Annotated in this window: 9 protein-coding genes; 6 read left to right on the top strand and 3 right to left on the bottom strand. The window is 71.3% G+C overall.

All coding sequences use genetic code 11. The annotated features are described in order from the left end of the window. Positions 1 to 83 precede the first annotated feature (83 nt). On the top strand, positions 84 to 2,546 hold the full coding sequence (locus tag ACFZB3_RS08225) for an RICIN domain-containing protein (RefSeq protein ID WP_391371553.1): 2,463 nt from the start codon (positions 84 to 86) through the stop codon (positions 2,544 to 2,546). 72 nt (positions 2,547 to 2,618) lie between these two features. Further along, the gene (locus ACFZB3_RS08220; protein ID WP_391371550.1) at positions 2,619 to 4,337 is read left to right on the top strand and encodes a ricin-type beta-trefoil lectin domain protein; all 1,719 of its coding nucleotides are present in this window, start codon (positions 2,619 to 2,621) and stop codon (positions 4,335 to 4,337) included. 93 nt (positions 4,338 to 4,430) lie between these two features. Here the strand turns inward: ACFZB3_RS08220 and ACFZB3_RS08215 are convergent, their stop codons facing one another. The 3 genes from ACFZB3_RS08215 to ACFZB3_RS08205 form a co-directional block, all read right to left on the bottom strand. Beyond that, positions 4,431 to 4,763 carry a nuclear transport factor 2 family protein gene (locus tag ACFZB3_RS08215; protein WP_391371547.1) on the bottom strand — a complete coding sequence of 111 codons (333 nt, stop codon included), beginning with the start codon at positions 4,761 to 4,763 and terminating at the stop codon, positions 4,431 to 4,433. A gap of 10 nt (positions 4,764 to 4,773) precedes the next feature. Next, the gene (locus ACFZB3_RS08210; protein WP_391371545.1) at positions 4,774 to 5,673 is read right to left on the bottom strand and encodes an SDR family NAD(P)-dependent oxidoreductase; all 900 of its coding nucleotides are present in this window, start codon (positions 5,671 to 5,673) and stop codon (positions 4,774 to 4,776) included. Positions 5,674 to 5,759: 86 nt separating this feature from the next. Beyond that, positions 5,760 to 6,500, bottom strand: coding sequence for an SDR family oxidoreductase (locus tag ACFZB3_RS08205; RefSeq protein ID WP_391371542.1), 741 nt, complete (start codon positions 6,498 to 6,500; stop codon positions 5,760 to 5,762). A 219-nt stretch (positions 6,501 to 6,719) separates the two neighbouring features. On the opposite strand from ACFZB3_RS08205, the gene ACFZB3_RS08200 reads away from it, so the two are divergent. The 4 genes from ACFZB3_RS08200 to ACFZB3_RS08185 all read left to right on the top strand — a co-directional run bounded on the left by ACFZB3_RS08200 (position 6,720) and on the right by ACFZB3_RS08185 (position 12,684). Continuing rightward, a complete protein-coding gene (locus ACFZB3_RS08200; protein WP_391371540.1) occupies positions 6,720 to 8,351 on the top strand; it encodes a phosphodiester glycosidase family protein in 1,632 nt (543 codons plus the stop codon). A gap of 330 nt (positions 8,352 to 8,681) precedes the next feature. Continuing rightward, positions 8,682 to 9,776, top strand: coding sequence for a DUF1996 domain-containing protein (locus ACFZB3_RS08195; RefSeq protein ID WP_391371537.1), 1,095 nt, complete (start codon positions 8,682 to 8,684; stop codon positions 9,774 to 9,776). Positions 9,777 to 9,787: 11 nt separating this feature from the next. Then, positions 9,788 to 11,560, top strand: coding sequence for a discoidin domain-containing protein (locus ACFZB3_RS08190; protein WP_391371534.1), 1,773 nt, complete (start codon positions 9,788 to 9,790; stop codon positions 11,558 to 11,560). Between the two features lie 83 nt (positions 11,561 to 11,643). Next, positions 11,644 to 12,684 carry a substrate-binding domain-containing protein gene (locus ACFZB3_RS08185; RefSeq protein WP_391371532.1) on the top strand — a complete coding sequence of 347 codons (1,041 nt, stop codon included), beginning with the start codon at positions 11,644 to 11,646 and terminating at the stop codon, positions 12,682 to 12,684. The last annotated feature ends 159 nt before the right edge of the window (positions 12,685 to 12,843 follow it).

The following is a 12,843-nucleotide window of genomic DNA, read 5'->3' as shown; positions in this document are numbered from 1 at the left end:
ACGTTGAAATGCCCCAGGCGCCCCGGTGATCTGCTCGCGGGCCCTGGTCCCCGCACGTCCGGATCGTGCCAGGAGGCTCCCCCATGCCCCTGAACCGCAGACACTTCGTCGCCGGCGCGCTCACCGTGGCCGGGGCGAGCGGTCTCCCGCTCGCCGTGGCCGGCCCCGCCCAGGCGCGCGGCACGCGCACCGCACACCCCTCGGCATCGTCGCGCTCGGCGCCCGCCCCCGGCGGGCTCTACGCCCCCAACGCGGCGCCCCTCTCCCCCACCGCCTTTCTGCGCCTGCCGCCCGGCGCGGTCACCGCACGCGGCTGGCTCGATGCCCGGCTGCGGCAGCAACTCGCCGGTCTGTGCGGCCAGTACGCCGCGATCTCGCACTTCCTGGTGATGTCCGACAGCGGCTGGGCGCACCCCGAGCGCACCGGCTGGGAGGAGGTCCCGTACTGGCTGCGCGGGTACGTGGACCTGGCGATCCTGACCCAGGACGCCACCGCGCTCGCCGCGGTCCGCCAGTGGATCGACGCGATCGTGGCGACCCGCCGGTCCGACGGCTGGTTCGGCCCCGCCGCCCTGCGCACCTCCCTCGGCGGCGGCCCGGACTTCTGGCCCTTCCTGCCGCTGACCTGGGCCCTGCGCAACTGGCAGGAGTACAGCGCCGACAGCCGGATCGTCCCCCTGCTCACCGGCTTCTTCCGCTTCATGAACGCGCAGGGCCCGTCGGCGTTCGACCAGAGCTGGGTCTCGGTGCGTTGGGGTGACGGGCTGGACAGCGTGTTCTGGCTCTACAACCGCACCGGCGAGACGTTCCTGCTGGACCTCGCCGACAAGATCCATGCCAACGGCGCGAACTGGGTCGACAACCTGCCCTCGCTGCACAACGTGAACATCGCGCAGGGGTTCCGCGAGCCCGCCCAGTACGCGCTGCGCTCGCCGTCCGCCGCGCTGACCCAGGCCGCGTACCGGAACTACACGTCGGTGATGACGTCCTACGGGCAGTTCCCGGGCGGCGGATTCGCGGGCGACGAGAACGCGCGGCCCGGGTTCGGCGACCCCCGGCAGGGCTTCGAGACCTGCGGCATCGTCGAGTTCATGGCCAGTCACCAGCTGCTGACCCGGATCACCGGCGACGCGGTGTGGGCCGACCGCTGCGAGGACCTGGCCTTCAACTCGCTGCCGGCGGCGCTCGATCCGTCCGGAAAGGCCATCCACTACGTCACCGGCGCGAACAGCGTCGACCTCGACGACAGCGCCAAGACCCAGGGGCAGTTCCAGAACGGCTTCGCCATGCAGGCGTTCATGCCGGGGGTCGACCAGTACCGCTGCTGTCCGCACAACTACGGCATGGGCTGGCCCTACTTCACCGAGGAGCTGTGGCTCGCCACCCCCGACCGGGGGCTGGCGGCCGCGATGTACGCGCCGAGCCAGGTCACCGCGAAGGTCGCCGACGGCACCGCGGTGACCGTCACCGAGACCACCGACTACCCCTTCGGCGACACGGTCGCCCTGACCGTCTCCACACCGCACCCGCTCGCCTTCCCGCTGTACCTGCGGATCCCCGGCTGGTGCGGATCCCCGCAGGTCACCGTGGCCGGCGCCGCCGTCGCCGCGTCGGCCGGCCCGTCCTGGACCGTGGTCCGGCGCACCTGGAACGACGGCGACACCGTCACGCTGCGCTTCCCGCAGTCGACGGTGCTGCGCACCTGGCCCGGCAACCACGCAGTCACCGCGGTCGACCGCGGACCGCTCACGTACTCGCTGGACATCGGCGAGAACTACGTCCGGTACGGCGGCACTTCCCAGTTCCCCGAGTACGAGGTGCACGCCACCACCGCGTGGAACTACGGACTCGCGCCGGACGACGGGCCCTGGACGTTCAGTCGCGGCGACGGCCCGCTGCCCGACGATCCCTTCAGCCGTGACACGACGCCCGTCCGGATCACCGCGCCCGCGCGGAGGATCGCCGAATGGCAGGCGGACGACCAGCACGTGGTCTCCCCGGTGCAGGACTCGCCGGCCCGCAGCACCGCTGCCGTGGAGACCGTGCCGCTGATTCCGATGGGCGCCGCCCGGCTGCGGATCTCCGCATTCCCCACCACGTCACCGACCGGCCACCCGTGGCAGCCGGTCGCCGTGTACCGCCTGGTCCGCAACAAGAACTCCGGCAAGGTCATGGGCGTCGACCTGATGTCCACCGCCAACAGCGCGCACGTCGTCCAGTACGACGACAACGGGACCGCCGACCACCTCTGGCAACTCATCGACAACGGCGACGGCTGGTACCGCATCCGCAACAAGAACTCCGGCAAGGTCCTCGGCGTCGACCTCATGTCCACCGCCAACAGCGCACACGTCGTCCAATTCGACGACAACGGGACCGCCGACCACCTCTGGCAACTCATCGACAACGGCGACGGCTGGTACCGCATCCGCAACAAGAACTCCGGCAAGGTCCTCGGCGTCGACCTCATGTCCACCGCCAACAGCGCACACGTCGTCCAGTACGACGACAACGGCACCGCCGACCACCTCTGGCAGTTCGGGTAGGGCCGGGTGTCCGCCCTGTTTCGCTGCCGTCATTCCCCTCATTCGGATCACTCGGAGGTCAGGTACATGCGATTGAGCCCTGCGAGACCGCTGCGCGCCAGATGGAGAAGAACGCTCGGCCTGATTCCCGTCGTCGCGCTGACGGTGGCGGCCACCCTCACCGCGTCGCTCACCGCCCAGGCGGCCGTGCCCCCGACGCCGGCGGGCTTCTCGCTCACCTGGAGCGACGACTTCAACGGCGCGTCCGGCACCGGCATCGACCAGAGCCTGTGGAAGTACGACACCGGGCCGGGCAGCAGTTTCGGCACCGGTGAGATAGAGACCATGACCAGCAGCACCTCGAACGTCTACTACGACGGCCAGGGCCATCTGGTGCTCCAGGCGCTGCACTCCGGTTCCGACCCGCGCAGCGGATGGACCTCGGGGCGTGTGGAGACCCAGTCGGCTTCCTTCGGCGCCCCGGCCGGCGGAGTCGTCCGCGTCGAGTCCGTCCTGCAGCAGCCCAACGTCACCACCGCCAACGGCGCGGGCTACTGGCCGGCGTTCTGGATGCTCGGCGCACCGCTGCGCGACGGTGTGGTCTGGCCGAAGTCCGGCGAGATCGACGTCATGGAGGACATCAACGGCCGCAGCTCCGACTTCAGCACCATCCACTGCGGCGTGAACCCGGGCGGGCCGTGCAACGAGTCGACCGGTATCAGTTCGGGTGAACGCGCGTGCGCGGGCTGCCAGACCGGCTTCCACGACTACGCGGTGGAGATCGACCGCTCGGTGTCGCCGGAGCAGATCCGGTTCTACCTGGACGGGAACAACTTCTTCACGGTCAACGCCAGCCAGGTGGACGCGACGACCTGGTCCGACGCGATCGACCACCCCTTCTTCATCATCTACGACCTGGCGATCGGCGGCGGATTCCCGGACGCGTTTGGCGGGGGCCCGAACGCGGCCACGGTCTCCGGCGGCAAGCTGGTGATCGACTCGGTGGCCGTGTACAACAAGGGTCCCGGCAGCGGTGGCGGCGGTTCGGTGACCGGCCAGACGATCACCGGTCCTGGCGGCAAGTGCGTGGACGTGTCCGGTGACGACACCGGCGGCGACGGCACCGCGGTCCAGCTGTGGGACTGCCAGTCGGCGGCCAGGGACCAGCACTGGACCTGGAGCGGCCAGAGCCTGCAGACCCTCGGCAAGTGCCTGGACATCGCCGGCGGCAACAGCGCCGCGGGTACCAAGCTGCAGCTCGCCACGTGCAACAGCGGCGGCTACCAGTCCTGGGTGCGGCAGACCGACGGTTCGCTGCGGAACCCGACCAGCGGCCGGTGCATCGACTCGCCCTCGGGCGCCACCGCGAACGGCACCCGCCTCCAGATCTGGGACTGCAACGGCTCCGGCGCCCAGAACTTCGCCATCGGCACTCCGATCTACGGTCCGGGCGGCAAGTGCGTGGACGTGGCCGGCGACGACACCGGCGGCGACGGCACCGCGGTCCAGCTGTGGGACTGCCAGCAGGCGACCTCGCTCGACCAGAAGTGGACCTGGAACGGCCAGACCCTCCGCACGCTGGGCAGGTGCCTGGACATAGCGGGCGGCGTCAGCGCGGCCGGCACGAAGCTGCAACTCGCCACCTGCAACGGCGGCGGGTACCAGAACTGGGTCGTCAACGCCGACGGCTCGATGTACAACCCGACCAGCGGCCGGTGCATCGACTCGCCCTCGGGCGCCACCGCGAACGGCACCCGCCTCCAGATCTGGGACTGCAACGGCTCCGGCGCCCAGAAGTTCGCCCTGGCGTGAGCGGATGGTGCGGGCTCCCCGTCGCCGACGGGGAGCCCGCACCTGCCCGGTTGCCGGGGACCGGCCGGTTTCCATGTCAGGTGGCGCGTGGTGTCACGGAGCGATCCGCAGGCTCGCGATCAGCCCGTCGCGCAGGCGGAAGGTCATGGGGCCGGTGCCGTTGTAGCCGTTGCCGGTCACGGTCAGGGTCGCGACATAGGTGTCGGACGACGCGCCGGGCTCGATCGCGTCCAGCGTGAGATGTGCCTGGACGCCGATGTTGTCGGTCCGGTCCCAGGCGCGCACACCGTCGCGGCCGCGGTACTCGCGGCCCCAGTCGTCGAGTTCGGCGTCATGGGTGAACACGGCGGCGAACGCCTCGGCGTCGCCGCGGTTGGTCGCCTCGACGAAGGTCTCGATGGCTGCGGGGACTTCGTTGATGCTCATGGTGGGTGTCTCAGCTCTGGACGGTGAGCAGGTCGGCGAGGCCGATGCGGGTGAGGAAGCTACGGCGGATACGGTCGGCGGTCACGGAGACCTCCTCGGATCCGTCGTCGGCGGGGTCGACATGCACGCGGTAGGGGCGCTTTCCGGCCGGCAGGGCGACGATGCGGGCGATCTCCGCGGAGACGAGCGACGCGGGCGCGTCCTCGGGGGCGAGGGCGGCGAGCTTCGCCGCCATCTGGTCCATCAGGCCGGGGTACCGGCTCTCGTACTCGGCCTCGACGGCGGTGTCTTCGGGGTGGCCGGAGTGGGCGAAGTGGTTGGTACCGCTGGTGAACGAGCCGGGGACGACGATCGAGGTCTCCACGCCCCAGCGGGCGAGTTCGCCGGCGTAGGACACCGCGAGGGAGTCCATGGCGGCCTTGGCCGCGAAGTAGGGGGCGAGGTAGGGCGGGGTGCCGCCCTTGACGCTGGTGCTGGACACCCAGAGCACCAGTCCCCGCCGGCGCCGGCGCATGCCCGGCAGCACGGCGCGGTTGACGCGCTGGGTGGACAGGACGTTCACGTTGTAGAGCTCGGCGAGCTGGTCGGGGGTGAAGGCTTCGGCCGGCCCGGTCACCATGTGCCCGGCGTTGTGGATCAGCACGTCGACGCGGCCGTGCTCGGCTTCGATCTGTGCGACGGCGGTGTCGACGGAGAGCTGGGAGTTCACGTCGAGCTCGACGGACCGCAGGTCGACGTGGTGCTCGTCGGCATAGTGGGCGGCGGCCCGGACCTGGGGCGCGTTGCGGCCGGCGGTCTGGCGCATGCCGGCGTAGACGGTGTGGCCGGCGTCCGCCAGCGCACGGGCGGTGAGCGCTCCGAAACCGCTGGAGGCGCCGGTGATGACGACGACGTTGCCGGTGGTGGACATGGACGTGGTTCCTTTCCGCGCTGACAGTGCAGGGGCTGGGTGGTGCGTATGGGGGGTGTGCGTCTGGGGCGTGTGCGTCTGGGGGGTCAGGCGAGTCCGCCGTTGGCGTAGAGGACCTGTCCGTTGACCCAGCGCGCGGGACCGGCCAGGAACGAGACGACCTCGGCGATGTCCTCGGGCGTGCCGAGCCGCTCCAGCGGGGTCGCCTTGGCGAAGTTCGCGATGGTGGCGTCATCCTTGCCGTCCAGGAACAGCGGTGTGGCGGTGGGGCCGGGCGCGACGGCGTTGACGGTGATGTCCCGGCCGCGCAGCTCACGGGCCAGGATGAGGGTCAGGCCCTCGACCGCGGCCTTGCTGGCGACGTAGGCGCCGTAGCCCGGCAGCTGGGTGCGGACCACCGAGGTCGAGACGTTGACGATCGCGCCACCCGGACGGACCCTGCGTGCCGCCTGCTGGGAGACGACGAAGGTGCCGCGGATGTTCGTGCGGTGCATCCGGTCCAGGTCGGCGAGGTCGAAGGTCGCGACCGGGGACAGGATCATGATCCCGGCGGTGTTCACGACCACGTCGATGCCGCCGAAGGCCGACTCGACGGCGTCGAAGGCCGCGTCCATCGCGCTCTCGTCGGCGACGTCGCCGCCCACTGCCAGGGCCCGGCCGCCGGCGGCGGTGATCGCGGCCACCGTGTCCTCGGCCCTGGCCTTGTTTCCCGCGTACTGCACGGCGACCGCGAATCCGTCGGCGGCGAGCCGCTCGGCGGCGACGCGGCCGATGCCGCCCGAGCCTCCGGTGACCAGTGCGACACGGTCGGTGGTGGGGGTGCTCATGGGGGTCTCCTTCTCAGGCACGTACAAATGAACGACGAGTTCATATAACCATGAAATGAACTCGACGTCCATATCTTCGAGGCGTGCCGGATGTCGCACAGGCTTTTCCACCAGGTGTCCGCCGCTTCACGCAGGGGTCTTGGAGTCGGCCTGGGATGGCGGGGCGGTGCGGGTACGAGGGGTGGCGCCGCACACGTCGAGTCGTACGTCAGGAGAGGCATGTCTGTGAGAGCCGAGACGTTCGGGCACGCGGTACGGGATGCGGGCCGGAGGGCGGGACGGGGTTTCGTGCTGGGGACCGTGCTGGCCCTGGTCGCGTTCGTTCCGCCGGCCGGCGCGAGCACCCGGACCGGAGCCGCCGCCACGGATGCGCTCACGTGGACCACCCGGTACGTGGCGCCCGGGGTCGAGGTCCGCACCGGGGTGCTCGCCGACCCGCAGGCCGCCGGAGGGTGGACGGTCACCGTGCAGGCTCCGGCCGTCAACCGCCTCACGGGTGCCGCCACCTGGGCCCCGCTGGGTGACCGCGGGTGGGCCGACACCACCGCCGCGCAGTTGCGGGCCGCCGGGTTCGCACCGCGACTGGAACGGGTGACCTGGGACCGGTACACCGACACGCCGCACGGCACGATGGGCTGGCAGGTCAGGGCCGGCGAGTACGCCACGCAGGCCGAGGCGGGGACGCTGAACTCGGCGATGGCGGCCGCCGGTTTCCGTACCTCCGTCGAGTGGACGGGCTACGACGGACGCCGCCCCGCCGACGCGGAACGCGTCCATGTCGCCGTCGTCGACCCGGCCCGGCTGCGCGGCACGGTCGAGGTGAGCGACGGCGGGAACGCCGCCGACCGCGAGAAGACCTCGACGGTGGCCGCCCGGCTGGGCTCCCTGATCGGCGTCAACGGCGGATTCTTCGTCACCTCCGACGCGGACGGCGTCCAGGGCACCTCGGCCGGACTGTCCGTGGTGCGCGGCGAGTTGCAGTCCATGGCGGCGGGTTCCCGTGCCGCGCTGATCCTCGCCGACGGCGGACGGCACGTCCGGGTCGCGGACCTGTCCACCACCGTGACCGTCCGTTCCGGCTCCGCCGTCCACGCGGTGCAGGGCATCAACCGGGTCCCGGGCAAGGTGCGCAACTGCGGCCGCCCCGGCGCCGTACCCACCGAACTCCCCCGCCAGGACCTCACCTGCTCGCTCGCGGACGACCTGGTGAGGTTCACCTCCGAGTTCGGGGCACCGCTGCCGACCGGCCCGGGTGTCCAGGTGGTCCTCGACCAGGACGGTGTCGTCCTCTCCCAGGGCGACCGCGGCGGCTCCGTGCCCGCCGGCGGCTCGGTCCTCCAGGGCACCGGGACCTCAGCCGCCTGGCTCGCCGAACACGCCGCGCCGGGTCGCCGGCTTGAGCTGCGGGAGTCGGTCCGGGACACCTCGGGCAGGCAGGTCCGGCTCGGCCCCGACGACAGCATCGTCAGCGCGGCCCCGACCCTGGTCGAGGACGGCCGGGTGCACATCGACGCCGCCACCGAGGGCACCCTCGACCCGCTCGACCTCTCCTTCGGGTTCGCCTGGTCCAACGTGCGCCAGCCGCGCACCCTGGCCGGCGTCGACGGTCGCGGGCGGCTGCTCCTCGTGACCGTCGACGGCCGGCAGCCCGGTGTCAGCGAGGGCTTCACGCTCGCCGAAGCCGCCCGGTTCATGCGCTCGCTCGGCGCCGTACAGGCCCTCAACCTGGACGGCGGCGGCTCCACCGCCATGGCCGTCGACGGCAGCCTCGTCAACACCACCTCCGACGCCACCGGCGAGCGTGCCGTCGGCGACACGGTCCAGGTCCTGCCGCGCGCCGGACAGGACTGACCACCCGCGCACGGCACCGGCCGGCGGGACGAGCCCGCCGGCCGGGCCGGTCGAGGAGGCGGACCGGCGTGCCGGAGCGAACCCCGCTTAGTTCATGACTTGATTTAACTGATGACTTCCAGCGTTCGGCAAGCCTTCGGGAGCCGAAATCTTTCCGGGCCCCCTTCTGCCGGATCCCTTGACACCTAGATGACATGCCCTCAACACTCCTGGTCGGGAGAGCGCTCTCCCGCTCGTCTCCGGCGCCCCCACGTCAGCCCGCCTGACGTCACGTCATGGGGACGCCTGGCGACGGCCTCTGCCACCCCCACCGTTCAGGAGGAGGTCTCCATGCCACGGAGATCGAAAGGCCTGTCAGCCACGCTGATCACCGGCGCGCTCCTGCTGACCTCGCTCGGCCTCGGCGGCATCGCCGTCAGCGCCGGGCCGCCCGCACCGCACAGCGCCGCCGCGCGGTCGTTCGCGGCCACCCACTCCGGGCATGCGATGGCCGCGTCCACGGCCAACTCCCCGGAGGACCCGGACGGCGACGGCTACATCCTCGCGAACCCGCCGGTCACCGGCGTGACGCCGTCCACCCAGGACCCACCGCACCGGTACTTCCACGAGTTCCAGGCCAACTGCTCGGTCACCCGCACCAGGCCGGACGACCCGATCGTCTACCCGCAGCAGCCCGGCAAGTCCCACGACCACACCTTCATGGGCAACACGACGACCGACGCGAACAGCACCACCGCGTCGCTGTCGGCCGGCGGCACCACCTGCAAGGCCCCCGGCGACCTGTCCGGTTACTGGATGCCCACCCTGTACAACGGCGACCAGCAGATCCTGCCCGTCGGCCCGCAGGTCGTCTACTACAAGTCGGGGGTCACCGACTACACCAGCGTCCGGCCCTTCCCCAAGGGCCTGCGGTTCGTCGTCGGAAGCCCGATGCAGAGCGCCGACGAGTTCCGCAACCACCCGGGCTTCGTCGAGGGCTGGGAGTGCGGCGACAGCTACTTCAACACCGAGTTCCCCGCGAGCTGCCCCAGCCGCGCGGACGTCCAGCTCAACATCCGCTTCCAGGCGCCCAGTTGCTGGGACGGCAAGTACCTCGACACTCCCGACCACAAGAGCCACATGGCCTACCCCGTGGTCAAGCCCGGCACGAACGACAACATGTGCCCGGCCGACCACCCGGTGGCCCTGCCGATGATCGAGTTCAAGATGGCCTTCCCCGTCAACGGCGACATGTCCAGGGTGCGGCTCTCCAGCGGGACGGGGCACAGCTTCCACTACGACTTCTTCAACGCCTGGGACGACCGCACCCTCGAGGCGCTGGTCGACCACTGTGTCGTCGGCGGGCTCCAGTGCGACGCACGCGGCTACGACGAGACCCACCCGGAGGCGGGCGCCGCACTCGACGAGCACTACCGACTGCCGTGAGGAGCTCGCGCATGACCCCGCCCTCCCGCACCCGCACCCGCATGCGGCTCCGCCCCCGCCGTATCGCGGCGCCCCTCACCGCCGGCGTGCTGGCAGCCGGACTCCTCGCCGCTCTGCCCGCCGCCCAGGCCCACGCCGCGGGCAGCGTCGTCAAGGTCACCGGCAGCCAGGGCGCCTGGCAGCTGACGGTGGACGGGCAGCCGTACCAGGTCAAGGGTCTGACCTGGGGTCCGAGCGTCACGGACGCCGAGAGGCACCTGCCGGACCTCGCGTCCATGGGTGTCAACACGATCCGCACCTGGGGCACCGACGCCACCAGCAAGCCACTGTTCGACTCCGCGGCCGCGCACGGCATCAAGGTCGTCGCCGGCTTCTGGCTGCAGCCGGGCGGCGGACCCGGCAGCGGCGGCTGCGTCAACTACCTCACCGACACCGCCTACAGGAACCAGGTGCTCGACGAGTTCCCCAAGTGGGTCCAGACCTACAAGGACAACCCCGGCGTGCTCATGTGGGACGTCGGCAACGAATCGGTCCTCGGGCTGCAGAACTGCTACAGCGGCGACGAACTGGAGAGGCAGCGCAACGCCTACACCGCCCTCGTCAACGACATCACCAGGAAGATCCACGCGGTCGACCCGAACCACCCGGTCACGTCCACCGACGCCTGGGTCGGCGCCTGGCCCTACTTCAAGAGGAACGCGCCGGACCTCGACCTGTACGCCGTGAACTCCTACAACGCGGTCTGCGACATCAAGTCCGCCTGGCAGCAAGGGGGTTACACCAAGCCCTACATCGTCACCGAGACCGGGCCGGCCGGCGAGTGGGAGGTCCCCGACGACGCCAACGGCGTCCCGCTGGAGCCCTCCGACCAGGCCAAGGCCGACGGCTACACCCGGGCCTGGGGCTGCGTCACCGGGCACAAGGGAGTCGCGCTCGGGGCCACGATGTTCCACTACGGCACCGAGTACGACTTCGGCGGCATCTGGTTCAACCTCCTGCCCGCCGGCCAGAAGCGCCTGTCGTACTACGCCGTGAAGAAGGCCTACGGCGGCGACACCGGCCACGACAACACCCCGCCCGTCATCTCCGACCTGACCGTGGAGGGCGGCGCGGGCGCGGTGCAGGCCGGACGCGACCTGGTGCTGTCCGTCAAGGCCACGGACCCGGACGGCGACCGGATCTCCTACGAGGTCCTCGACAACAGCATGTACGTCGACCAGAGCAAGAACCTGGCCTCGCTGCCCTTCACCGACCTCGGCGGCGGCCGTCTGAGGTTCACCGCACCCGACCGTCCGGGCGTCTGGAAGGTCTACGTCAAGGCGACGGACGGCCGGGGCAACGTCGGTGTCGAGACCCGCTCGGTCCGGGTCGTCCCGCCGGTCCCCTCCGGCACGAACGTGGCACGGGGCAGACCGGCCACCGCCTCGTCGTACCAGGCGGGTTACGGTGACTGCCCGTGCACCGCGGCCAACGCGGTCGACGGCGACCAGGCCACGCGCTGGGCCAGTGACTGGAGCGACCCGCAATGGCTCCAGGTCGACCTCGGCACCCGCACCACGTTCCGGCACGTCCAGCTGTCCTGGGAGGCGTCGTACGCCAGGGCCTACACCGTCCAGACCTCGGACGACGGCCAGAACTGGCAGACCGTGCACACGGTGTCCGACGGAAACGGCGGGATCGACGACTTCGATGTCACCGGCACCGGCCGCTACGTCCGCGTCAACGGCACGGCCCGGGGCACCGGCTGGGGTTATTCACTGTACGAGTTCGGCGTCTACGCCTGACGGACGCGCCTCTCCCGGAGCGGCGGACCCCGCTCCGGGAGAGCGCTCTACTGCGGGGTTCCCAGGTCCGTTAGGGTGCCTGCATGAGCAGACGGGCCCCGACGCTGGAGGACGTCGCCCGGGAGGCCGGTGTCTCCCGGGCGACCGTGTCCCGCGTCGTCAACGGCATCCGCAACGTGGATCCGGAGATACAGGAGATGGTCCGCGGGGCCATCGAACGGACGGGTTACGCGCCGAACCGGGCCGCCCGTTCCCTGGTGATCCGACGGGCCGAGACCGTCGCCCTGGTGGTGTCCGGCGCCGGGGACACCACGGACGCCGGCCAGAACGCCTTCGCCGCTTCGGTGTTCGCGGATCCCTTCTTCGGACGGGTCGTCAGCGGGGTCGTCGGCTTCCTGCGCCCCCGTTCGATGCATCCCGTCCTGATGTTCGCCGAGTCCGCCGAGGCGCGGGAGGAGGTGCTGACCTATCTGCGCCAAGGCCGTGCCGACGGCGCCCTCGTGGTCTCCACCCACGCGGACGACCCGCTGCCGGCCCTGATCGCCGACGCCCGGCTTCCCGCGGTGCTCTTCGCCCGCCCTTCCCGGCCGGTCCCGCTCAGCTACGTGGACCTGGCGCACCGGGACGGCGGGCGGCTCGCGGCGGAACACCTGCTCGCGCGCGGCTGCCGCCGTCCCGCCACGGTCTGCGGCCCGCTGGACGTGGAGGCGAGCCAGGAGCGGCTCGCGGGCTTCCGTGACACGCTCGCCCGCCACGGCCACCCCTATGTCCCGGTCGCCGAGGGCGGGTTCACGCTGGACAGCGGTCTCGCGGCCATGTCGGACCTGCTGGCCCGTCACCCCGACACGGACGGCGTGTTCGCCGCCAACGACCTCATGGCGCAGGGTGCCTGCCAGGTCGTTCGGGAGCACGGCCGCCGGGTGCCCGAGGACGTCGCCGTCGTCGGCTTCGACGACTCCAGCGTCGCCGAGACCTGCCGGCCCCGGCTGACCACGATCCGCCAGCCGGTCGAGGAGATGGCGGCCGAGATGGCGCGCCTGCTCGACCAGCACATCCACGGCGCGCGCACCGACGCCACGTCGGTCATCTTCGACCCGAAGCTGGTGGTGCGCGACTCGGCGTAGCCGTGCTGTCCGGACAGGCCGCGGCGGGCCGGGGCAGACCGGGCCGACGCGGGCCGGGGCCGTCGGGAACCCGTGCGTGATCTCGCGCAGACCCCCTAGGCGTACCGACTAGTCGGTACTACCCTCTGGCCACGCTCTCGGAGCCGGGCCGGCGCGAGG

The organism is Streptomyces sp. NPDC008092, assembly GCF_042957285.1.
Lineage (GTDB): Bacteria > Actinomycetota > Actinomycetes > Streptomycetales > Streptomycetaceae > Streptomyces.
Note: the sequence above shows the minus strand (reverse complement) of the source record. Positions and strands in the feature narration are given on the sequence as shown.